Below are 21573 nucleotides of genomic sequence, written 5' to 3'. Positions count from 1 at the left end.
GACACATTAAAGCTGGATTTACCAGTAAGATTAAAAACTCGAGTGAAAACAAGTCACCCTAACTAATTTTCACCATTCAATTCTCATACAAGTCAAAATTCTGATTTTTATATGCCGACTGACGCGTTGAGTCGACAGTCTCCCCCCTCTATTGTGCCGACTGGCGCGTCGAGTCGACACATTAAAGCTGGATTTACCAGTAAGATTAAAAACTCGCGTGAAAACAAGTCACCCTAACTATTTTTCACCATTCAATTCTCATACAAGTCAAAATTCTGATTTTTATATGCCGACTGACGCGTTGAGTCGACAGTCTCCCCCATCTATTGTGCCGACTGACGCGTCGAGTCGACAGTCTCCTCCATCTATTGTGCCGACTGACGCGTTGAGTCGACACATTAAACCTAAATCGACTACTCCACTCATCTGCCCCTCCAACAATAATCTTTAAATAAATTTACAGGCTCAGTTTAAGCACTACCAAAGCCCGTCCTATCAGTCGTAAGACCAATTGACCACAAGGTAGTCAACTTGTCATCCGCTGCTCAAAATGGTATGTTAGAGGTACTGTTTACAAGAAAATTCATATTAGAAAGTGGATATTATGCAAGTCAAAACGATAGATAACATACAATTAAACACACCAGAATTAATTCGTACAGATCAACTGAGCTTTTCTATTTTAGCAAGTGGAAGTAGCGGTAACTGTACCTATATTGAGACCAGCGGCCAGAAAATTATAGTTGATGCAGGCCTCAGCGGTAAAAAAGTTCAAGGTCTGTTAGCGCAAATTGATCGTAAGATGGATGACATTGATGCGATTTTTGTCACGCATGAACATTCCGACCACGTGCAAGGTGTTGGCATCTTGTCGCGCAAATTTAACCTACCGGTTTATGCCAACAAAGAAACGTGGCTAGCAATGGACAAAAACATCGGAATCGTTAAAGAGGAGAATCGACGTTATGTTCAACCAGATGAGATGTTGAGTTTAGGTGATTTAGACATCATGACTTATAGCGTTAGTCACGACGCCATTTCGCCTCAGTTTTATGCCTTTCAGAAAGGTAAAAAGCAATTCGTCATGTTGACGGACACAGGTTATGTTAGCCAAAAGCTCCGTAGTTTACTCGTGAATGCGAATGCTTACTTGATCGAAAGTAACCATGAAATCGAAATGCTTCGCTACGGCAAATACCCGTGGTCGCTTAAGCAAAGAATACTCAGCGACAAAGGTCACTTGAGCAACGAGGACGGCGCCTTGGCGATGATTGATTTAATCGGTGAGAACACGAGCGATGTCTATTTGGGGCATTTAAGCCGCGATAATAACACCAAGCAGCTTGCCATGCATGCCATGGAGGATATCTTGAACCAGCACGATATCGATATTCAAAAGCAAATTAAATTACACATGACCGATCCAGAAATCGCAAGCCCGTTGAAACATCTCTAATTTAACAAAATATGACTAATCGCCGTCTGCTTGAAATAAACAAGCAGATGGCGATTCTTGCTATTTTGTCCAAAAAGAATAAAAACGGTTGCATTTTAAAAAAAGTGTCGCTATAAGGATTGTTACTGGTCAAGCAGGCAAAACCTAAATATACGTAAGTGAGCTAGGGAAATTGCGCCCGTTTATTTATGTATGTTTAGGTTTTTTATTATTTTTAAGGAGGCGGACCATGCTTATTCAAAAAGTTCTCAATAATAATGTCGTTCAAGCTACAAATGAGAACGGTGAAGAAATGGTAGTTATGGGACGAGGCATTGGTTTTCAAAAAGGAACCGGCGATGCGATTGACTCGAGTAAAATTAATAAAACATTTGTACTCAAAGCAGATGACGCGATGTTTGATGACATTTACCAACAGTTGACGACAGAGGAAATTGATACTGTCTTTGCGATTGTCAAACTGGCCGAGGATCGTTTAGAACAAGAGTTTCAAAGTCATGTTTATATCACTTTGGGCGATCACTTGCGTTTCGCCTTAGAACGCCACCGCAATAATTTGCCGCTAACGAATCCTTTAGCTTGGGAAGTCCGCCGTGTTTACAAGGCTGAATATAAAGTTGGCCTCGAAGCGCTCGATCTAGTCGAAGAAAAAACCGGCACCCGTCTGGAAGAAAGCGAAGCCTCATCAATTGCTTTGCATTTGATTAATGCTCAAAAAGAAGGACAGATGATTGAACAAACCATGCGGATGTTGAAAATTGTCCAAGACATTCTACATATTCTGCGATTGCATTATGGAGTGAACTTTGATGAAGACTCGATTTCTTATCAACGGTTTGTGACCCATTTACAGTATTTCTCCCAGAGAGTGACTAATAAATTACAACAAGGATCGAATGATTCCTTCCTATATGAACAAGTGAAAGAGACGTATCCGAAGGCTTTTGCCTGTTCAGATAAAATTAAACAATATATCGAAACAACCTACGATTTTCCAGTAGGACGTGAAGAACAAGTGTATCTAACCATTCACATTCAAAGGTTAGCAACAACTAAATAACCCATCCATTATAGGATTGTTACTGGTCAAGCAGGCAAAACCTAAATAGATTGTATGAAACGATAACTTTTTAGAAAAAGGTATATTTGCGTTCGTCTAATCTATTTAGGTTTTTTCTTTTGATCAAATAAAAAAAGAAGGAGGGAGTTGCCAAGGGATTAAGCAGATAGTTGATGGCCAAGAAATAAATAAAAGCTTAAGAGAAGGGAAGAAATAAAATGGCGAAAAATTATGATGAATTAGCAAGAGATATTGTAGCACACGTAGGTGGCGAAGATAATGTGAGTGATTTAAGACACTGTGTCACACGTTTGAGATTTAAATTAAAAGACGAAAGTAAGGCAGATACGGATTACTTGAAGAAACGTGATGGCATTGTCACGGTTGTTCAAAGTGGTGGTCAATATCAAGTGGTTATCGGAAACCATGTACCAGACGTTTACAACACAATTGTTGAGCAAACCTCAATCAGTGGAGAAACAAGTGGATCGCAAGATGACGGACCAAAGGGGAATATCTTTGAACAATTCATCGATTTAATGTCAGGTTTGTTCCAACCTTTCCTAGGTGTTTTATCAGCAGCCGGTATTCTTAAAGGGGTTGTTGCTTTACTAGGTGCGGTAGGTATGACGTCAACCAATGGATTTTATGCCATCTTAAACGCAGCCGGCGATGGTCTGTTCCAATTTTTACCATTCATGATTGGTTTGGCAGCAGCGAAACGCTTTAAGATGAATCAGTATACAGCAATGGGTGTAATTGCCGCGATGTTGTATCCAGCATTAAATACTTTAGGTGAATTACCAGTACTTTATACTTTATTCGAAGGGACAATTTTTGAATCAGCGATTACATCAACCTTCCTAGGCATTCCAATTATTATGCCACCGGGCGGCTATTATTCATCCGTTATTCCGGCAATTTTTGCAGTTTACATAGCCTCTTTACTCGAAAAATGGTTCTCAAAACGATTGCCAGATTCAGTTAAAGTTTTCTTCACCCCATTCTTTACTTTATTACTGGGTGTGCCATTAGCGATGTTAGTGTTTGGTCCAGTTGCGACTTGGTTATCGAGTTTAATCGGTGCAGCTTTCATTGCCTTGAATGGTTTCAGCCCAATTCTATTTGGTTTAGTGCTGGGTGGGTCTTGGCAACTATTGGTATTATTAGGACTTCACTGGGGTCTCGTACCAATTATGATTTTACAAGTAACGACCAATGGCATGTCAAACATCTTAGCGGTGATTAGTGCGGTAAGTTTTGCTCAAATGGGTGCAATGATTGCGATTTACTTGAAAACAAAAGAACCTAAGGTAAAAACATTAGCAATTCCAGCGATTATTTCGTCATTGTTCGGAGTGACTGAACCAGCCATTTATGGTTTCTCTTTACCGATGCGTACACCATTTATCATGTCATGTATTGCTGGAGCGATTCAAGGTGCTTTTGTTGGAATCACAGGAACAATCGGTTACAACATGGCAGGATTAGGAATTTTCTCAATCCCAGCCTTTATTGATCCAAGTGGACAAGATACAAGAAGTGTTTGGATGTTCTTATTGACGATTGTGATTGCGACAGCAGCAGGCTTCTTCTTAACAATGCTTGTTAAAATTCCAAATTTATACGGTGAGGCAGTCTCAGTAACGACAGATAATGGTACAGCTTACACTGAGCCAACGACTAGCCAAGTAGTCGTCGAAACTGACGGGATAGCCATGCAAGAAATCGTGGCAAGTCCATTAACAGGTCGTGCAATGCCATTATCGCAAGCACCAGATGAAGTATTTGCTAGTGGAGCAATGGGTAAAGGGATTGCGATTGAGCCAACTGAAGGCGTGGTGAAAGCCCCAGTCAACGCAACAGTAGCTACACTTTTCCCGACAGGTCATGCGATTGGTTTAATTACAGAAAACGGAGCAGAAATTTTAATTCATATTGGTTTAGATACAGTAAACTTAGAAGGCCGTGGCTTTGAGAAATTAGTCGAAACAGGCGATGTCGTCGAAGCAGGTCAAGAACTTGTTCGTTTTGATATTGCTTTGATTAAAGAAGCGGGTTACCAAACAGTGACACCAATTATCGTTACGAATTCCGCGGACTACGCAGATATTCTAGTGAGCAGTGAAAGTGATATCCAACAAGGTGATTACTTATTTACAATTGTTAAATAAAGCTTAGATAAAATAGCAAGCATCTAGCGACTGAAAGCTATTTAAAAGCCGAAGCGCTAGAAGCTTACGGTTTAATGGAATCGTTTCGGTTGGAGAATTAGAGTAAGAGACGGTACACTGAAGTAAAGTACTTGTCAAAAATTTGAGGAGGCAGAAGAAGTATGGGATTTAGAGAAGATTTCTTATGGGGTGGCGCAACAGCAGCCAATCAATGTGAAGGTGGCTATGATGAAGGCGGACGTGGTTTAGCAAACGTAGATGTGGTGCCAATTGGCGAGGACCGTGAACAAATTATTATCGGTCAAATGACACACTTAGCCTTCGATGAGGACCATTTTTATCCTGCTAAGAAAGCCATCGATATGTATCACCGCTTTAAAGAGGATATCGCTTTATTTGCTGAGATGGGCATGAAAACTTATCGCTTCAGTATTGCTTGGACGCGTATTTTTCCTAAAGGGGATGAAACCGAGCCAAATGAAGAAGGCTTGAAGTTTTACGATGCCTTAATTGATGAATTATTACGCTACGACATCGAGCCTTTGGTGACGATTACTCACTTTGACATGCCGATGCATTTAATTACTGAATACGGTGGTTGGAGAAACCGTCAAGTAGTTGGTTTTTATGAACGTCTATGTACGGTTTTATTCAACCGTTACAAAGGGAGAGTCAAATACTGGTTGACCTTTAACGAGATTAACATGATTTTACACGCACCATTTATGGGCGCAGGTATCGTCTTTGAAGAAGGGGAAAACCAAGAACAAGCGATGTATGTGGCAGCTCATCATGAGTTAGTAGCAAGTGCTTTAGCAACTAAAATCGCGCATGAAGTGGATCCAGAGAATATGGTTGGATGCATGGTGGCGGCAGGACAATATTATCCAAATACGCCAAACCCAGTCGATGTGCGTCAAGCGCAAATCGATAACCAACAAAACTACTTCTTTATCGATGTGCAATCTCGTGGAGAGTATCCAACTTATGCCTTGAAACAATTAGAGCGTAAAGGGATTGAGATTCCATTTGAAGACGGCGACAAAGAATTATTGAAAGCACACACAGTTGATTTTATTTCCTTCTCATATTATTCCTCGCGCGTTTCATCTGGCGATCCGGCTGTAAACGAGAAGACAGAAGGCAATATCTTTGCCTCAGTTAAGAACCCTTATTTAGAAGCAAGCGAGTGGGGCTGGCAAATTGACCCACTTGGTTTCCGTATTACGATGAATGAATTGTACGACCGTTACCAAAAACCGTTATTCGTTGTTGAAAATGGTCTAGGAGCAATCGATACACCAGACGAAAACGGAGCGATTATTGATGATTACCGTATTGATTATCTGAAACAACACGTGGAAACAATGAAAGATGCAGTGGAATTAGATGGTGTGGACTTACTTGGTTATACCACTTGGGGTGTGATTGATTTAGTGTCAGCAGGAACAGGCGAGATGAAGAAACGCTATGGCTTCATTTACGTTGACCGAGACAACGAAGGTAACGGAACGCTTGAACGTTCGAAGAAAAAATCCTTTAACTGGTACAAGCAAGTCATTGACTCAAACGGAGAGAACTTAGATTATACCAAAGGTTAATTTAATAAAATAGAAGAGCTACGCCGAAGGGTGTGGCTTTTTCTATATTCATCACACGAAAATAGATTATTGCATGCGTTTGATTTTCTCCAGCATCCAGCCGAGTGTCTAGTAGAGTCGGCACACTCACAGGTCTCTCCAGCCGAGTGTCTAGTAGAGTCGGCACGCTCTCGGGTCTCTCCAGCCGAGTGTCTAGTAGAGTCGGCACACTCACAGGTCTCTCCAGCCGAGTGTCTAGTAGAGTCGGCACGCTCTCGGGTCTCACCAGTCGAATGTCTAGTAGAGTCGGCACGCTCTCGGGTCTCTCCAGCCGAGTGTCTAGTAGAGTCGGCACACTCACAGGTCTCTCCAGTCGAGTGTCTAGTAGAGTCGGCACACTCACAGGTCTCTCCAGCCGAGTGTCTAGTAGAGTCGGCACACTCACAGGTCTCTCCAGCCGAGTGTCTAGGAGAGTCGGCACGCTCACAGGTCTCTCCAGCCGAGTGTCTAGTAGAGTCGGCACACTCACAGGTCTCTCCAGCCGAGTGTCTAGTAGAGTCGGCACACTCACAGGTCTCTCCAGCCGAGTGTCTAGTAGAGTCGGCACGCTCTCGGGTCTCACCAGTCGAGTGTCTAGTAGAGTCGGCACACTCTCGGGTTTCTCTAGTCGATTGTCACAATCGCTATCCAATCCAGCCGAGTCTAAACTAGTTGTGATAGTCGAGTGTGAAGATTTCTGTGGTGATTTTTTGCATTTCTAAGCAATCGATTAAATGTCAGAACAAATTTAACACTTCGCTAACCCCTAGTTATTAAGAGGTTAGCGAAGTGCTTATCTCTTCATCATTCAATTAAAGCGCTATTTTACTCTAAAAATTGTCCACAAGTCATAGGCCTCTACGCACAGGTGGCGCCCATCCCCTAAGTCTCACATAAAATCTTCACAAATACCAAGCCAATAAGCATTTCGTTAAAAAAATCAACAAGCAAAATTCATAATTCGTTCAAATTTTGATGATACAATAAAGACATTGCAAGAGATAAAACTCAAACTAAGGAAAGGATGATTTTGATTGACAAACGAAATGAAACACACTAAACAAACAGACACACACGCACCAGTATCCACGCGCGACTACTCAAGCACTCGCCCTCAAACACCTAGCTTCTGGAAAGGTGTATTCGGCGGAATCGTCGGCAGTGTAGTCGTCATCGTCTTGACCGTCTTTACAGTCTTTGGCGGTGCGAGCCACCTGACGACGGCCTTTACACAAGAAGATACAACAAGTCAAACAGCACCACTTACTGACTTTGAAAATACTATAATTAGCGCAGTCGACCAAACAAAAGACGGCGTCGTTTCAGTAGGCAATATGCAAAGCGTTGCCATGCAAGGCACAAATCCCTTTGAAGCAATGTATGGCGCCCAACACGGCATCGAATTGCCAGGCGCAGAAGAAGACAACCTACAAATGGTCTCACAAGGATCAGGCGTTATTTATAAAATCGACGGCGACACTGCCTATATAGTGACTAACCATCACGTAGTCGACGGCGCACAAGCCCTAGAAATCCGCCTAACAGACGGAACAACCGTCGAGGGGACACTTGTTGGCTCAGACGAACTAAGTGACCTAGCAGTCATTAAAATGGACGCAGCCAACGTAACAACAACCGTTGAATTTGCAGACTCAGATAAATTACAAGTCGGTAGCCAAGCGATTGCGATTGGCTCGCCATTAAGTAGCGACTTTGCGACATCTGTAACCCAAGGGATTGTCTCAGGCTTGAACCGTTCAGTGGCAGTGGACTTAGACGGCGACCAAGTCGAAGACTGGAACATGACCCTCCTGCAAACAGATGCGGCCATCAACCCAGGTAACTCTGGTGGGGCCTTGATTAACTCAGCCGGCCAACTAATCGGCATTAACTCAAGTAAATTTGCAGCAACCGGTGTCGAAGGTATGGGCTTTGCGATTCCAGCCAATGACGTCCAAGACATCGCCAACCAACTGGAAACAAACGGCGAAGTCACACGACCCGTCCTAGGCGTTAGCACATATGACGTGAGCGTACTCACAGAAAACTCACGCGTCAATATCTTGAAACTAGACCCAGAAATGATGGACGGAGTAGCGGTTGTGGAAATCGCACCAAACTCAGCTGCAGCAAAAGCTGACATCCAAGAATACGACGTCATCACAGCAATAAACGGCGAAGCAATCGCCAACAACACAGAACTACGCCAACAACTCTACCGCTATAAAATTGGAGACCAAATCGAGGTCACTGTGCTAAGAAACGGCGAAGAAACAACTATTACCGCCGAACTGACCGAAGTAGCCGAAACAACAGAACTAGAAATCATCGGTGAATAAAGAACAATAAGTATCCATATCGTTTCCATAAGACCAAAGGCATTTTCCTAGCCTTTGGTTTTTTTGTGTATAACCGCGCCTCTGGAAGAAACAATTTGACAACTCTATCCTCTGAAAGCATGAGTTATTAACATTTCCAACAGTTGTACACAGAAAACCTGTTCATAACTGTGGATAACCAGCTTAAAACAGTGCACAAGTCTCGAAAACTTATCCTTTTAGCAAAAAAATAATAACTCTCAAAAAACGTAAACGCTTTCTGTTGAATTGCTCGCTAATAACTGTCAAAAACCATCAACTTATCCACAGAATTTGTGGATATCCACAGAATTTGTGGATATCCACAGACTTATGCACAATCATTTCCACGATTATGACTGAAAACGAAAAAGACACATCAAAAAACAGCCACTTTCGTAGCTGTAGCGAATCGTTCATCTATTCAAAATGCCCTAAATAATCATGTCTTTCAAAAACATGGGAAGCGGCCATCGCGACCAAAATCGTATCGGCTTCAAAAGGCTTGTCAATAACTAGTGGAGTTAAGGGCTCGCCTCGTTCTTCTCTCATGCCGAGCAAGTTTAAGTCATATTTTCGACGGATATCTAATTCAATTAAACTCTTGCCCACCCATTTTATTGGCGTTTCAAATTCAATAATGGACGTATCATCATCCAACCTCAGGACTTCATCAATGTTGTTGCGAAGGATTTTAGAAGCAAGCCGCATGCCCGAATCCCTTTCCGGCGCGACAACGGCACTGACACCCACCTCGTACAGGACTTCCCTATAGGTCATACTGCGGGCCTTGGCAATAATTTGTGGCACGCCTAATTTCTTGCTGTGCATCACAGCTAAAACCGAACTTTCGAGATTCGTCCCTGTCGCAACCACCACAATATCACAGTTACCTAAGCCGACACTTTTCAACAAGTCAAGATCCGTGAAATCTCCAATCGCCGAGTAGGTCACTACATCCGCAACAGCATCCACATTCGCCTCGAGACCATCAATCGCAATCACATCACAGCCATACTTACTTAATTCTCGGGCAACCGTTCGCCCAAAAACTCCCAAGCCAAGCACTGCCACAGTTTTATTCTGCATATTTTTTTCCTTTCTATCTCAAGCACTAACCAATCAACACATTGGTTTTTGCATAATGAATGTCTGGACTTTTACGCTGTAAAATCGCCAGCAAGAGAGTAATAGGGCCTACACGTCCAGCAATCGTCAAAATCATAATGACAATTCGCCCAAATAAATTCAATTGTGAAGTCACATTCAGCGACACCCCTAAAGTTCCCAAGCTACTCATCGTCTCAAACAATAAATCAATCGAGCGAAGGTGAGGATGCGTCAACAATAAACTCCCATAACCGAGGGATGCAATCACCACAAAGAATAAGGCAATCATCACTGCTTGACGGACTAGACTCGACGGAAAGACACGACGATTATAGACGACTTCTGAATAACTCTTTAATTCCGAGCGAAACAAGAAATACAGAATCGCAACGGTCGTCACCTTAATCCCACCAGCCGTTCCACCAGGAGCACCACCAATAATCGTTAAAATCATATAAATAAATTTTGTAAAAGGCTGCGTATCCTGATAACTAAAGGTCGCATAGCCAGCTGTTCGGGTACTTGCCGATTTGAAAAAACTCGCGAGTAACTGCTCACCCAACGGAGCATTCCCAATAGTTGCTGGATTACTCTGTTCTGAAATCCAAATCAACACCGTTCCCGCTACTAAGAAAAAGCAGGTCGCCTGTAAGACTAATTGCGTATGAGTGCTCAAATTTCTAAAGGCTAATTTAAAGTTTTTCGGCCGCTGTTTATAATAACGAAGCGTGCGTTCCCACAACTCAAACCAAACCGAAAAACCCAAACCACCCGCAATAATCAATACTGCCAAAGTCAGCAGAATCAAAGGGTTTCTAGCAAAAGCCTGCATATCATTGACCCCAACATTATCAAAACCAGAATTCGTAAAAGCAGACACCGACAGGAAAATCGCATTAAACGCTCCATTCAAGAAGCCATAACGCGGCCAAAAATCAATCATAATAACCGCGGCCGCCGCCAACTCGAAATAAATTGTAAAACGATAAATCGAAAAAAGAAAACCAAGAAAATTAGTATTCGTATCACGATTCAACGCCGCCTGCAGAATATACTGATCCTTCAACGGAATCCGACGATGCAAATAATACAGCCCCGTGTTGATAATCGTAATCACCCCAAGCCCACCGACCTGAATCATCAAAAGCGCCACCATCTGCCCCCAAATATTATACGTTTCCCCAATCGGCAAGGACGCCATCCCCGACACACAAACCAAAGAAACCGCCGTCAACAAATGGTCAAAATAGGACGCTTCTATTTCTGGTTGATGCATGATAGGTAGCGCCAATACAAAGCTCCCAATAAAAGCGAACAAAATAAAACTCGAAACCAGACGAAAAGATGTCGACCAATTTTCTGGCTTCAACCGCTCAAACATAAAAGTCTCCTTCCTATCTCATATCGTGGCATGTTCCGCATGTTAACTGGTCTAACGTCTCGACTCAGATCATCAGTCAGTACATTAGATTTTTTGCCGCGAGTCAATTTCTAACAATAACCTTAGTGAACGAGTTTGTGCCAATACTATTATTCAAGGTGTCAAAAAAATAGTCTTTGAGCCAGCTCGCTTCTTTCATAAAATCGTCATGCAATCGTGCCAACTCCACATCCACACTAGGTACGATGGACACGCTATCGAGACGACTTTACTCTAAATCATATGATTTCTTTGAAACATTGTCAGCCGTCACCCGCCACAAGCAAATAAACCTAAACCAGCTCATCATTAGCCGCCAACAACTTGCAATGATAGCTCAATGCCATGCCATAAGCAATCAGATTGCGTTTCGTTAAAGCACTGGCATACTTGAACCCTACAATTATAATACAAAACAATCCCATAAAGTGCTATGATTAAACAGAAAAATCAGGGAGGGCGCAAGATGAATATAGAAATAATCTGTGTAGGAAAATTAAAGGAAAAGTACTTAAAGCAGGGCATAGCGGAATATTTGAAGCGGCTAGGTGCTTACGCGACAGTCAAAGTCATCGAAGTGGCTGACGAAGCCACCGGCGATAACATGTCAGAGACAGAAATCGACCAAGTCCTAGCCAAAGAAGCTGAGCGAATCAATGCCCGACTGGCCCCAGGGCGAAAAGTAATTGTCCTAGCCATTGAAGGCAAGATCATCAGCTCAGAGGAACTGGCGGCACAATTAGATCAATTCGCGACATACGGAGACAGCAAAGTCAGCTTCATTATCGGCGGCTCACTCGGCCTAGCCGATGAATTAAAAAAACGCTCAGACCTGTCGATCAGCTTTGGCCGTATCACGCTGCCACACCAATTAATGCGACTTGTACTCGTCGAACAAATTTACCGAGCATTTCGAATCAAATCTGGACATGCGTACCATAAATGATGATAAAAATAGCCTCTGATTCTATTAACAATATGGTCTGTCCAATGTTTACATCTCTCTAAAATTGTCGGGGAATCGGGGAATCACTAGATTTTCTTGAGCTAAAACAATACTCGAATGTATAGGTAAAATTTCAAATTACCATCAATCACATCAAAAAAATAAAGCAGAGTTTACAGGAAAACCTGTAAGCTCTGCTTTAGTATGACGGAATCTAATCATTCATAGTTATTTAGTAAGTATGATTACTCTGGGCTTGTTCAATTTTCCAGTGAAAGGATATTTCTTGCCGTCAAGTTCGGTGTAGTACTCCCATCAGAATAAGTATTTGATAATCAAATTAAAAAGTAATAATAAAAGTACTTTTTTCACTTAGAGGGCTATTAGTAAGGTTGACATTTAAAAATATCTTTCATTCTACCTCGTAAACACTCCACCACCGCCAGACTTGCTTTTGGCATGCACCACTTCCCCATCTGGTGTCGTTGCTGTTACAAAGACCCATTCGTGAACTTGGAGGCCGTCAACTTGGGTGGTCCAGTTTCCTTGTGCGTCGCTTTCCACAATGACATTTGAATTGTTGTTGGTAACTTCTACAGTAGAAAATGGTGTGGCCGTACCGGATATTTGTTGTTCGCCAAAGTTTCCGACTAAAACTGTGACATAGGCACCGGATTGCTCATCAGGTGTTGAAGGTTGAGCGACGACTGAATCATCCACCATGCGGCGGTAGCTAACATCATTCCAAGTCATGCCGTCCCAGTTTGTTCCAGTGGATAAGGTAGCGATTTCTTTTAGTTGGTCACCGTTGAGAAGTTTAGATGCCACTACTGTCCTGTCCTCGTTCAATTCGTAGTGAACGGGCATCTCGTATATATACCAATTGGTGGAGCCTGTTTTCTCAACTAATAAGTTGTAATGACCTAGGGCTTCTGGTGAAAAAGTTTCGATGGTTCCTAAATCGAAATGACGCATATTTAATTCCATCGGGCTAATCGCATAAACCTTGTTAAAATCAAAAATCATCGCATTCAAATTATCATCTGCTAAATAACCTGCACTTTGTCGTGGATATTTTCTTAAGGTTTTCACGTCGATGGTGTAAGTTTGTTCACCACCATCGATGATCATATCCTTGTCGAGTGTTTTCAAAGTGTAGTAAATGACTCCTTCAACTGGTTGACTTGAAATAACGCTGGGTTGTAAAACATCTTGGTCGCCAAATTGATAGGCAGCTTGTTCCAAAGGATTGTCCCGTTGCAAGACCTTCACCTTGTTCAACCAAGTGACTTGGTCATTCTCTACAGAGGCAGAACCTGTGTGCGAATATTGATACTCAATTCCCAACATATAATCATTGTTACCTTGGTTACCGGCTTCGTTTGGTTGTAAGAGGAAAATTTTTTGAATATCATATTTTCCTTCCGAAAAAGTAAAACTAGGATATTCATTTACTAATGTAGATATCGTCTCTTCGAGCTCCTCGGGGGATGTTGTTGGCACTGAAGTCGTAGGTGGTTCCGAAATAGTGGCTAATTCAGGATAAACTTCGTACAAGAACATCATAGTTGTCCCTGGATCCCCACCCGTAGATAAATTCATCTTATGATGAACCAATACTTGATAAGCTGCATCTTCCGGTAACCAATCGTATTGTGCTTGCGTTAAGGCATAAGGTTGTGGATCAGAACTCCCAATAAATTGTTGGAAAATCCCCCAATAATTTGAAACAATTTCAGGGTGAGTATCCGCATAAGCAACCGCCTCATCGTAGGATAAGGTTCGAAGAATATTATCTCCTAATGTTTCAGCGGTTGGAGTTGTTATATTGATAAAGCACATATAAAAATAATTTTCTGCTAGTGAGAGGGCATAATCACTTAGAATATAATTATCTCCAAAATAATATTGAACATTTACAGCTTGCCCAGTGCCGGTGTGCTTTATACCATTCTCAATAACAAAAATTATTGAATCCGCATCATAGTAATCAATATACCTTCCGTGTTCATCAGGTTGACTTACAATTTCATTTAATAAAGAACTTCTAAGAGCTGACATTTCTTCTTCAGAATATACCTGAGCTTGAACACTCAGAGGAAACAGAAATAACACCATGCAAGTCAGAAATAACCTTTTTATGAACCCTTTCATTTCAAACACTCCTATCCAGTTTCAAATTGAAATACTAGATACACTATATCACCATTTCTAAAAAAGGGGAGGCGTGAGTTCTCTAGTTAGTAAGCTTTGAATTTCTTCGACAGACAATGCTTCGAACGAGGTAGCTATAGCAGTGATTTCTCAAGTATCAATGGGTGAGGAGGGGGCATAGCTGTTAAAGTTAGAAGGTAGATGGCTTTATGAACCAGGGTTCAATGGCTGTACCTCATCAGGCTCAGAGCTAATGCGATACCATCGGTTCGAGCGCTCAAAGTCAATCATCCCCTCACCCAAGACGTCAAGTTCATCTGAGCGATAATCATAACGATAGTTACTGGTCCACCAGACGAAGTCTTGGAAAGTAGTCTCGATGAGATAATGAGCGGCTGATGGGCTAGTTGCTTCAATGAGAGTATAGCTATAAGCTTCAGGCGCCAGACCTGTTCGTTTTGCCAGTTTGAAAATAATATCCTGCTCGTATTGACTTCCATTAACATTGTAAAAACGTTCAATGTTAGATAGCCATTGGTTTTTAATATGCGGTCCTAATCGGGATGATGTCATATGATAGTCTATGGTACGTATAATGTTCAAAGCCACTTGTTCCTCAGAAGAAACGCTATCAATTTGACGACTAAGAATAAAGCTATCGTTATATGCCTTAGTGCGGCTGCCCGATGGCACTGCAATCAAAAGACCATCAAGAATGATTTGAAATTCAGCAGCTAAGTGTGAAAAATCTAATTGCCGAGCTTCTTGAAGCATGATTTCGGTATTGTAGTTTGGTTGGGCGTCAAAGTTTGAAAGTAAATCTTTCCAAGGTTGCTGCATATTATAACCCATAAAACTGTTAAGATCTTGAGCATAAATTGAGTTTGAGAAAGAGGAAACAAATAGTATCAGGTCTTGACCGGGCCCAGCTAAAGCTAAAACAGTCAGTAGTAATTTCCAAAAAGGCTTGGCTATCATCGTAACACTCCCTTATTTTATTACTTAGATTATAGCATTATATTTTCATTAATCATCTTTTTAATGACACATTCATAAGCATTTTATAAGCTAGTTTAAGAAAGCATGGATGTACCCATTGAAAAATTTATATATAATAGTTTTGAAAGTGATGGTTGTTTATTAATTTTGATGTGTATTAGATATGTTAATAGAATAAACTTAAGCCTTTTTAAGTTTATATCATTAATAGGAGGCAGTTATTATGAGGAAAACTTACTTTATAGACTTTTATAAGCAAAAAAAATGGCTAGTGGCTTTGCTGCTTAGCTTAATCGTTAATCCGCTTACCTTAACTTTAGTTAAGCGAGGATGGATGGTCGAATCCCATGTACAAGCTCAGGAAATGATTGACCCTTTGATTGACGTACATGAAAAGAATACTGACAAGAATCCGTTTAATCAAATTGATGCGGAAATAAATTTAACGATTGAAGTTATCCGCAATTTACCGGCACTCGATTTTTCACAAAATGAATTACCCATTATCGAAGTCATGTATAACTCTTTCTTAGAATATGTCCATGCATACGATCCCGACCAACATTATATGGGACTCATGAGAGAAGTCATGACAATGTTTGGACACACCTTCATTATCGAAGAGATGCAACCTGACAGGTCGGATTGGGATCGAGCCTTGCTGGATGAACTTCAGATTCGTATAGCTTACTATATCCTCTTGGCGGAGGATGTTCGTTATCAGGAGATGGCGGACCTAGGTATGACAGATAACTATCGATCCCAGTTAGAAATCATTTCTGAAAGAATCGATCAATTAGAAAATTTAAAAGCTGACAATTATAAGCATTGGAAGTTGGGGCAAGCAGTTGCCATTGCGACAGGTCATGCCCTTCAAATATTTGAAGACCATCAGGAAACAAACCCCTATGAATATAATTTGCGCCCTTATTATGCTATTCAGTGGGGCTCAGCCGACTTTTGGTATCGAGTGGATGACCTTTATCAAGTGATATCACTTGGAATGAGCGGCGATGGTCAACCCATTCCACAAACTTTTGATTGGATAAGTTCTTATGGGGTCAATGTGGAAAATCATTTTCCCTATGAGGATAATCATAGAGAGCTCGATGGATCGGACCATTCGTCAATGTCTGAGGAGAACCCCTTTGTTGGCAACTTTGATATTCAAGCTTTTGTCGATAAATTGAATAGTATCGAATTGGGTTACAATACGGAATACTATTTTGACTACGAAGAGGCCTATACCTTTATTTCAGAAGCACTGTATTTTATCGATTCAATCTATTTGAAACAATATTCTGAGATGGTATTTAACAATCTAATCAGTCCGTTCTATCCTGACCTCGGTACCTTTGTGCAAGAGGATTGGTTTACTGTGTACATGTATGATTACTATCTCCATTTAAACCGGCTGTACGCAGATGACGAATCCTATATCTTTGAAGGGGAACGCTATCCGATTCCACAAGATTTGTACCCTGGATTAGAAACTTATGTTGATATCAATGAACTGGCCTATGGGACCATGTATTTCTCACATCCCCACCATTATTTTAGGCAAGTGCAAATTGAGACAGAGGAAAACAGAGTCACTGGTTTATTTATCAATAATCAGTCCAGTCCTTCCCACTACTTAATTCCTACCCAGCTTGAGCAGCCTAAACACATCTTAACATTAACTGAAGAAGGACAAATGAGATTGGTGGAAGCGTCCATTGAATATGCATTTACCGGGTTGCATGACTTACCCTATCGTGCCTACCTTATTCGCAATGAAGAAAATACTTTATCTTTATTAGTGCCAAGTACAGGTGATGCTCAAACTTCCGTACCTTATTGGAATGAAATGCGGCAAGAAAACCTTGCAAAAACTCTTCCTAACTCGATTTATGTCTATGATGACTTCTTGCCATTTAATCAAGTCATGGGCTACCAGGTGACCTCTCCATATACGGGTGCGGTGGATTGGTTAGAAGATAACTGGCATCATCTCTCTCCCTCAAGGGAAGCCAGTATTCCACCCATCGCTTGGCAACTGCTGTCCCTTCAATCAACACAAGGACAACTGTTAGTCGAACCGATTTTTTTTCAAGATAGCAGAGTTTCCGGCTATGCACTGCCAAATTCATCAATTACCATTATTCGAGGTAACTACAGTTTTTATACAGATGCATTTGATGAACTTTTAAGAGTAACAGTGCCAACGGATCAAAATGGATACTTTCAAGCTAACTTTCAGCCTCATTTGAGAAACTCTGTATTTAAAATAATTTCAGATGTGGATGGCAGTGAAGTCAATCTTCAGCGGCTGAATCTATTTAAACCGACGGCTCTGGAATCCGAAAATGCTAATTTTACATTGGAGCGTTATTTTGATCAGCAAGGATATATTGAAGGACATACTTATCCCAATGCTCCCATAGTGTTAAATCTTCATAATCACGGCTTTTCTGGACCGACTTACTTTGAAGGGATGGCGGATAGCAAGGGTTATTTCTACATCGAATTTTATCCTTATGGTCCAGAAGAAGTATATATCAGTCCAAAGTTGCAAATAGAGGTGACTGATCCAACAAGTGGAACGCAATATTGCCTGTATCCTCTACCCTGGACTCAGGAAGCCTTGGACCATGTTCGTTGGTGACAAGCTAGAAAGAGTGGGGCACCGGTTAAACTTCTTAAAATGTTTGACTTGATGAATTCAATCTTAAAATGCTAAGAGTTGCTCTGAAGTTTAAAGTCGACCCATAATTTTTAAAGTTTTCAGAAAGTGATACGCCTATGCTAGTTGAAAAAATCTAACATTACTTTCCTAACGTGACTGTTGTATAGACTTGAGCCAAATTATAGAGGTGGGATGGAAGATGAGTCTCTACTGGAGTGGAAGCTATGAAAGCAATCAAAGGCTTCACCTGCAAATTCTTGTTACCGCCGGGTATCAGGGTTGGACAACTAGATAAAATCTAGCTGACTGTCACGCAAGCGGAGTGCTATAACAATGGCAAACATTCCCTATGCGTGCTTTGTAAAAAGCGACGGTGGAAATATCCATCGGCTTTCCTTGGTCGGCGTAGAAATTTAAAATCTCTGAGAACTGCGAGTGTCCCTTTTGGGTAAACATTTGAAGTATGAGGTCATAGGGAGTGGTTTTGCGTTTTCGCGTAAAAGCGGTGGGGTTGCCTTATCGAATATCTTCCAGATAAATAGGTTGGGCTTCTTCAATCAATTCCTGAAATGAAATCATCTGTTCCAACATTTAAGGTCCCTTCCTTACTAAAAGTGAGGCAGTGTCTCTTATCTGTATTATACGCTGAATCAAAAAAGTGAGAACTCATTAAATAATGAATTCTCACTTTTTTTGTCAAGCCTCTTAAGTTAATAACATTGCTGATAGTCCCAATGAACTTTTTTTGAAATAAATTTCAGTTTCCTTCCAACAGAATTCTAAAATCACCTGCAACTGATTGAGATTTCAAATGCTTTCTCCGCCTTTTCCTTCAGCAATCATCCCATTAATTCCCGATACTGTTAAGACACTCATTTCTTTAGCCATCTTTTTTAAGGTTATGTCTTGAGGGTCTGAAAGCCATAATTTGTAAACTTCCATGATTCCGCTAATGGTGTAGCTTATAACAAGGTCGACCGTAAAGTTGTCAGCGAAAAGTTCCTGTGGAATTATCAGCTTAACGCGCTGTTTAAGCGCCTCTGTGATCTTAGAGATTAAATTGATATCTCCTACTTTTTGGGCTTGAATCAAATTGCTATAAAACTCAAACTCCTCTTGGATAATACTGGTTAACTCTTCGAAAATATGGATGGGATTCTTCAATATTTCATTGATATTTAGGTCACACAGTACGTTATCAAAAGAACTAACGATATCATTTTCGATCTCTTCAATGACTTGATAGGGAGTATCGTAGTAATTGTAGAAGGTTTTACGGTTAACGTCGGCTTCTTCCGCAATCTCCTTAATAGTAATCTTTTCAAGCAGTTTGTTAGATAATATTTTGACGAGTGCTTGGCGAATGGCTCTTTTAGATTTTAAGACTCTGCGATCCCTTTTGCTTGGCTCCATGGTTTCCTCCTTTTTTTGCATCAATCAACATTCAGTTTGCCTTAAGAAAGCTCCTACACAGCCTAAACCTGTATGGCTGGCAATGGTGGGTCCAATTTCACAAAAGATAATTTCTTGAGGCTGGGCTTGTTCTAAAATGAGCGCCTCCAATTGTTTAGCTGTTTCAAAATCCCCACTATGGGCAATCACTACCGTTTGGGTTTCGCCCTGTGGGCTAGCTTGCATTGTGTTAATCACCTTATTTGCTATAAATCGTAAGGCCTTCTTTTGCGTACGTACTTTAGTAGACATTCTTAATTGTCCTTCTTCATTTATGGACAGAATGGGCTTAACTTTCAATACCTCCCCAATAATCGCGGAACTGCGATTGAGGCGTCCACCACGATACAAATGATTGAGGTCATTGAAAACAACCCAAAGGTCATATGTTGCTTGGTATGTCCACACTAAACTGAACAATTATGTTAAGAATAATAACTGTATTGAGCACTCAAAAAGAGATCCCACTCTACAGAGTCATTACTGGATGCTCATCTTTGAGAGTGTGAATCGATGCTTGTAGGCGTAGGGCGATAAATAATCGAGGGAACCATGGATACGGATAGTATTAAACCAGTTCACGTAATCAAATAAGTGTAAGTCTAATTCCTGTTGGCTGGCAAATACTTTGCCTTTAATGATCTTACCCGTCATAGGATCAATCCACTGTGGTTGTTTACCCGTCCAGTCCACTTGGACTTGTTCACCCGCTTTATGGTGAAGGACATGACTAAAACTATTTTTATATAATTAGTCACTAGTGGTGCATAAAAATTAATAAAAGTATATGTGATTCGAATTCGAGATTGTTTTCCAGTTGTTAAGGAAAAATTTCAACGCTCACGCAAGTGGATGACTCAACCAGAAATTTTTCTTATTCAGTTAACTTAGCCGCAACCGAAACCCTTCATTTTTTACCCTCAAGTGGGTCTTAATAAGGCCAGTAGCCGCTCGTAGGGTTCAAACAGTAAGGCTCGTAAGCGCCGTAACACTTGAAAGTGGCCCCAGCGGGTCTGGGTTCTCTGCCGCAGTAAAAAGGTGAGTAAATAAGCAATCATCGCTAAAATCAGCTGATTGGTGACCCCTTGTTCCGACCGGGAAAAGTAGGTCTTAATGGTTAGGTGCTGCTTGATATGTTTAAAAAACAACTCAATCTCCCAGCGTGAACGGTAAATCGCACTGATGGCATCAGCGGATAAATCGTGCCGGTTGGTAACCAGCCTTAAAGGGTCTTTTCCCTTACGCTTGACGGTAATCACCCGAAAACGTTCGGTCACGCCTAAACACGCTAGGATGTCAGACTCAATCGGTTCTTGACAGTGAGCCACTTCCGCTGAAGGAAGCAGATCGACCAGTTTGGCATCCTTCTTCAAGCGGGTCACGAAATAGTAGCCCTCTCGGTTCATCCGGTCCAATCGAAGATAATCATCGTATCCCCGGTCAAAGACATAAGTGGCTTGCCGGTCGTTCACCAAGCAGTCCAAGTGACTGTTATCGTGTTCCGCTGCCGACGTGACCTTGAATTCAGTCGGGTACACCTGATCCTTTTCCATGAAGCAGACTTTCAGATGTAACTTGACACCGGACTTCGTCTTGCGGAACTTAGCCCAGGGATAGCGCTGTTTATTCAAGGAGAAGGTGGTCGAATCCACTATAAACACTTTGTGTGGGTGGGTTCGGCTGTCCAAGGCCTCCGCTTGGCCAACCAGCTGAAGAAAAATCTCCCAGAGTACTGCAGGAGTCAATTTCGTTAAGGTACGTGACAGCTGGGTATGACTGATGGAGTCCAAACCAAGTTCTCGCTGTAAATCGGGCGAAACCATCGAGGTATCAAGATGCCGTAGACTTTCTTTTTCAGTATTAATCCCATGCAGGAAGAGCTTCAACGCCGTCTCAAAATGAAACTTTTTGACGTAGCGATTAAAGCCAGCGATGTGCTGTTTAGCTTCTTTTGATAACACTTTTAACTTAATGGAAGAAAACCATTTATTAAATGAGGTTTTTGTGTTATACTTATCCATGTGTAGGTCCTTTGTATTGGATAAGTCATCCATCTCTAGTATAAAGGATTTTTTTATGGTTATAAGTAGTTTGTGTCAATTTAAGCCGAAATTGTTTTTATTAATTTTTATGCACCACTAGTGACTAAAAATATAAA

15 protein-coding genes and 1 pseudogene are annotated in these 21573 nt (G+C 41.3%); 7 read left to right on the top strand and 9 right to left on the bottom strand.

Translation table 11 applies throughout. The annotated features are described in order from the left end of the window. Positions 1–282 precede the first annotated feature (282 nt). Entirely contained in the window at positions 283–426 is a 144-nt protein-coding gene (locus tag ACTQ5J_RS05670) for a hypothetical protein (protein WP_441751312.1), read from the bottom strand. A 178-nt stretch (positions 427–604) separates the two neighbouring features. Between ACTQ5J_RS05670 and ACTQ5J_RS05665 the strand changes: the two genes are divergently transcribed. The 5 genes from ACTQ5J_RS05665 to ACTQ5J_RS05645 all read left to right on the top strand — a co-directional run bounded on the left by ACTQ5J_RS05665 (position 605) and on the right by ACTQ5J_RS05645 (position 8648). Next, the gene (locus ACTQ5J_RS05665) at positions 605–1456 is read left to right on the top strand and encodes an MBL fold metallo-hydrolase (RefSeq protein WP_441751310.1); all 852 of its coding nucleotides are present in this window, start codon (positions 605–607) and stop codon (positions 1454–1456) included. Positions 1457–1685: 229 nt separating this feature from the next. Beyond that, positions 1686–2516 carry a BglG family transcription antiterminator LicT gene (gene licT, locus ACTQ5J_RS05660; RefSeq protein WP_441751309.1) on the top strand — a complete coding sequence of 277 codons (831 nt, stop codon included), beginning with the start codon at positions 1686–1688 and terminating at the stop codon, positions 2514–2516. 218 nt (positions 2517–2734) lie between these two features. Next, positions 2735–4690: a beta-glucoside-specific PTS transporter subunit IIABC gene (locus ACTQ5J_RS05655; protein WP_441751307.1), complete on the top strand. Its 1956-nt coding sequence runs from the start codon at positions 2735–2737 to the stop codon at positions 4688–4690. A 161-nt stretch (positions 4691–4851) separates the two neighbouring features. Further along, complete coding sequence (locus ACTQ5J_RS05650; RefSeq protein ID WP_441751305.1) at positions 4852–6291, top strand: 6-phospho-beta-glucosidase; 1440 nt, start codon at positions 4852–4854, stop codon at positions 6289–6291. 1052 nt (positions 6292–7343) lie between these two features. Then, positions 7344–8648 (top strand): S1C family serine protease, encoded by a 1305-nt coding sequence (locus tag ACTQ5J_RS05645; RefSeq protein ID WP_441751303.1) that lies wholly within the window; start codon positions 7344–7346, stop codon positions 8646–8648. 438 nt (positions 8649–9086) lie between these two features. Here ACTQ5J_RS05645 and ACTQ5J_RS05640 read toward each other — a convergent pair whose 3' ends face one another. Beyond that, the gene (locus tag ACTQ5J_RS05640; protein WP_441751301.1) at positions 9087–9755 is read right to left on the bottom strand and encodes a potassium channel family protein; all 669 of its coding nucleotides are present in this window, start codon (positions 9753–9755) and stop codon (positions 9087–9089) included. A gap of 25 nt (positions 9756–9780) precedes the next feature. After that, positions 9781–11157 (bottom strand): TrkH family potassium uptake protein, encoded by a 1377-nt coding sequence (locus ACTQ5J_RS05635; RefSeq protein WP_441751300.1) that lies wholly within the window; start codon positions 11155–11157, stop codon positions 9781–9783. 505 nt (positions 11158–11662) lie between these two features. Between ACTQ5J_RS05635 and rlmH the strand changes: the two genes are divergently transcribed. Further along, positions 11663–12142 carry a 23S rRNA (pseudouridine(1915)-N(3))-methyltransferase RlmH gene (gene rlmH, locus ACTQ5J_RS05630; protein ID WP_441751298.1) on the top strand — a complete coding sequence of 160 codons (480 nt, stop codon included), beginning with the start codon at positions 11663–11665 and terminating at the stop codon, positions 12140–12142. A 417-nt stretch (positions 12143–12559) separates the two neighbouring features. Here the strand turns inward: rlmH and ACTQ5J_RS05625 are convergent, their stop codons facing one another. Continuing rightward, positions 12560–14296, bottom strand: a complete 1737-nt coding sequence (locus tag ACTQ5J_RS05625) for a hypothetical protein (protein WP_441751296.1) — start codon at positions 14294–14296, stop codon at positions 12560–12562. Positions 14297–14503: 207 nt separating this feature from the next. Continuing rightward, complete coding sequence (locus ACTQ5J_RS05620; RefSeq protein ID WP_441751294.1) at positions 14504–15274, bottom strand: hypothetical protein; 771 nt, start codon at positions 15272–15274, stop codon at positions 14504–14506. Between the two features lie 244 nt (positions 15275–15518). Here ACTQ5J_RS05620 and ACTQ5J_RS05615 point away from each other — a divergent pair, with 244 nt between their 5' ends. Next, positions 15519–17942 carry a hypothetical protein gene (locus tag ACTQ5J_RS05615; protein ID WP_441751292.1) on the top strand — a complete coding sequence of 808 codons (2424 nt, stop codon included), beginning with the start codon at positions 15519–15521 and terminating at the stop codon, positions 17940–17942. 828 nt (positions 17943–18770) lie between these two features. Here the strand turns inward: ACTQ5J_RS05615 and ACTQ5J_RS05610 are convergent. The 4 genes and pseudogenes from ACTQ5J_RS05610 to ACTQ5J_RS05595 all read right to left on the bottom strand — a co-directional run bounded on the left by ACTQ5J_RS05610 (position 18771) and on the right by ACTQ5J_RS05595 (position 21436). Next, entirely contained in the window at positions 18771–19376 is a 606-nt protein-coding gene (locus tag ACTQ5J_RS05610; RefSeq protein WP_441751291.1) for a TetR/AcrR family transcriptional regulator, read from the bottom strand. Between the two features lie 24 nt (positions 19377–19400). Beyond that, on the bottom strand, positions 19401–19823 hold the full coding sequence (locus tag ACTQ5J_RS05605) for a DegV family protein (RefSeq protein ID WP_441751289.1): 423 nt from the start codon (positions 19821–19823) through the stop codon (positions 19401–19403). Positions 19824–19895: 72 nt separating this feature from the next. Then, positions 19896–20048 (bottom strand): annotated as a pseudogene (locus ACTQ5J_RS05600) (IS3 family transposase); the annotation flags it as partial. A 287-nt stretch (positions 20049–20335) separates the two neighbouring features. Further along, the gene (locus tag ACTQ5J_RS05595; protein WP_441751287.1) at positions 20336–21436 is read right to left on the bottom strand and encodes an IS4 family transposase; all 1101 of its coding nucleotides are present in this window, start codon (positions 21434–21436) and stop codon (positions 20336–20338) included. Positions 21437–21573: the final 137 nt, after the last annotated feature.

Origin of the sequence: Fundicoccus sp. Sow4_F4, from assembly GCF_052116145.1 — a bacterium.
Taxonomy (GTDB): Bacteria; Bacillota; Bacilli; order Lactobacillales; family Aerococcaceae; genus Fundicoccus.
The sequence above is the reverse complement of the archived record's forward strand: the minus strand, read 5'-3'. Positions and strand labels throughout refer to the sequence as shown.